The sequence below is a fragment of the Kitasatospora sp. NPDC056800 genome (genome assembly GCF_042789775.1).
Taxonomy (GTDB): Bacteria; Actinomycetota; Actinomycetes; order Streptomycetales; family Streptomycetaceae; genus Kitasatospora.
This window is the reverse complement of sequence record NZ_JBHUAL010000199.1, coordinates 15330-18106: the sequence shown is the minus strand read 5'-3', so window position 1 is coordinate 18106 and position 2777 is coordinate 15330. Positions and strand designations below refer to the sequence as shown.

General features: G+C 76.1%; 1 protein-coding gene and 1 pseudogene. Both read right to left on the bottom strand.

Translation table 11 applies throughout. The annotated features are described in order from the left end of the window. Nucleotides 1-54 precede the first annotated feature (54 nt). On the bottom strand, nucleotides 55-822 hold the full coding sequence (locus ACFRQN_RS32560) for a metallophosphoesterase (protein ID WP_380743954.1): 768 nt from the start codon (nucleotides 820-822) through the stop codon (nucleotides 55-57). A 19-nt stretch (nucleotides 823-841) separates the two neighbouring features. Further along, nucleotides 842-2777: pseudogene (locus ACFRQN_RS32555) on the bottom strand (hypothetical protein); the annotation flags it as partial.

Below are 2777 nucleotides of genomic sequence, written 5' to 3'. Positions count from 1 at the left end.
CCGCCGCGCCAGGCCCGGGTGCAGCCCAACCACCCGTAGCACCAGGCCGATCGGTCAGTCCCGGAGCGGCAGCGCCCGGTAGTGGGTGGTGAGCCGGCGGTCCTCGTCCAGGACGTGGAAGGCCAGCATCGGCGGGTGGTCGAAGGAGATGCCGGGCCCGCCCTCGAAGGGCAGCGTGACGGTGGAGACCACGCCGGGCGCGATCAGCAGCGGCAGGCCGGCGAAGGTGGTGGCCGCGGAGGTGTGCGCGTGGCCGCAGAACAGGGCGGCCACCCGGGGGTGGCGGCGCAGCACCCGCTCCAGCCGCTCCTCGCCGAACTGGCGGATCGGGTCGACGTACGGCAGGTGCAGTTCCACGGGCGGGTGGTGGAAGGCCACCAGGGCGGGCAACTCGGTGCGGCCGGAGGCGAGTTCGGCGTCCAGCCAGTCCAGCGTCGGCTCGTCCAGCAGGCCGTCGTGCTGCCCGGGTATCGAGGAGTCGAGCATCAGCACGTCGGCGCCCGGCAGTCGGTGCACCCGGTTGACCGGCCCCTCCCCCGGCGCCTCGCCGAGCAGCACCTCCCGGTACGGCGACCTGGAGTCGTGGTTGCCTGGACAGGTGAACACCGGGTGCCGGGAGACCAGGACCTCGGCGACCTGCCGGTACTCCTCCGGCAGGCCCTGGTCGGCGAGGTCGCCGGTGACCAGCACCGCGTCCAGCGGGCCGGGCAGGGCGTCGAGGTACGCCATCACCTGCTCGGCCCGCCGGCGGGCACGCTTGCCGTCGTCCCGGCCGCGGTCCTGGCCGAGGTGGATGTCACTGAGGTGCGCGATCGTCAGCATGGCGATCACGCTAGTGAGTTCACGGCTGGGCGGGAACCTCCGCGGGGCGCTTGAACATCCGGGTGGCGGTGATCTCGCCGTGGATGGTCGGGCCGTCCGGGTCCGGCGCGGCGGGCAGGCCCGGGCGCAGGTGCTCCTCGACCGAGATGTACTTGAGGCCGGCCCGCAGGTCGGCGTCGTTGCGCAGGCGGATCACCAGCGGGAACTCGGCGAGCGCGGTGGTGTCGAACAGGCCGGTGGTGTAGATCAGCTGGACGCCGAGCGCGTCGGCCACGGCCCGCTGGAGCTCCAGCAGGTAGGTGGCGTTGGCGCGGCCGATCGGGTTGTCCAGGAACAGCGTGCCGGCGTGCCGCAGTTGGGACTGGCCGCGGTCGTTGGCGCGCAGCGCGGCCATCGTGCAGTACAGCGCGATGGCGGCGGTGAGCAGCTGGCCGCCGGAGAAGACGTCGGACATCTGGCCGACGCTGACCCGCTCGGCGCGCAGCACCGCGTCGGGCTTGAGGATCTCGACGCTGACGCCCTTGGGGCCGATCGCGGCGGCGACCCCGCGCAGCAGCAGGGACATGCCGTCGCGGCGCAGGTCGCTGTTCTTCTTGACGGCGGCGCGGGTGGCCTCGTCGATGACCTCGCCCAGGCGCTCGACCAGGGTGGCGTGGTCCGGGTCCTCGAAGCGGATCCGGAGGAACTCCTGGCCGGACCACTCCCCCAGGCCCTCGGGCAGCCGGGAGAGCCGCTGGGCGGCGCGCAGGGTGGTGAGCGAGGACTCGACCAGGCCGCGCAGCCGGTCCACGATCGAGCCGCGGTTCTTCTCCAGCTGGGCGAGCTCGTCGGTGAGCACCCGCAGCCGGGGCGCGAAGGCGGTGGCCCAGGCGGCGGCGTGCTCGGGCAGCGCGGAGGCGGGCAGTTCGCGGATCTGCTGGCGGGCGGGGGTGCGGACGGCCTCGTAGCGGGCCGCGTTGGCGTGCCGGACCAGGGCGTCGGCGGTGTCGCGGACGGCGAGTTCGGAGGAGGACAGTTCGCCGGCGGCGGTGCGCAGGGCGCGGCGGGCCTCGGTGGCGCCGGTGCGGGCCTCGGTCAGCGAGCCCAGGTACGGCTCGACCGGGTCGTCCGGGTCCTCCTGGTGGTCGCGCAGGCCGTCGCGGAGCTGGCCGGCCAGCTCGTCGAAGTCGGCGGCGGAGGCCTGGGCGGTGTCGAAGGTCCGCTGGAGGTCGGCGTGGGCGGTGCGGGCGGCGTCCAGGGCCTCGCGGCGCTCGGCCAGGCGGCTGGTGGCGGTGCGCAGCAGGGCCTGGGCGTGCTCCGGATCGGTGGGGACGAGGTCCTCGGGCAGTTCGGTGTGCGCCTCGCCGTCGGCGGGGGCGGAGCGCTCGGCCTCGCCGCGCAGCCGGCCGAGCTGCTCGCTGGCGGTGGCGGAGCGGGCCTCGATGGTGGCGACCAGTTCCTCGGCGCGGGCGGCGGCGGCCTGGCGGGCCGGGCCGTCGGCGCCGTCGGGGCTGCCGAGGAGTTCCTCCGCGCGGGTGCGCACCTTGTTGGTGAGGCGGTCGAGTTCGGTCGCGGCGGCGGCCTCGTCGCCCTCGGCGCGGGCCTGTTCGGCGCGCAGGTCGGCGCCGACGCCGACCTTCTCGTACAGCTGGGAGGCGGCGCGGTAGGCCTCGCGCAGGGCGGGCAGCGCGGCGGGGGCGGTCTCGGCGGGCTCGTCGGCCTGCTCGGCGGCGGGGATCTCGGCGCGTTCGGCGCGCAGCGCGCGGGCCGTCCGGCGGGCGTCGTCGGCGGCGCGCTGGGCGGCGCGGCGGTCCTCGTCGCAGGTGCGGGCGCGTTCGGCGCAGAGCGCCTGGCGGCGGTCGCACTCGGCGGCGTCCTCGGCGAGTTCGCGCTGGCGGCGGGCCCAGTTGGCGCGCTCGCGCAGCCGGAAGGCGAGGCCGGAGAGGGCGTCGGCGCGGCGGCGGGCGCGCTGGGCG

Coding starts and splice junctions, on each gene's coding strand:
- ACFRQN_RS32560 (WP_380743954.1), bottom strand. CDS start 822: ATGCTGACGATCGCGCACCTCAGTGACATCCACCTCGGCCAGGACCGC.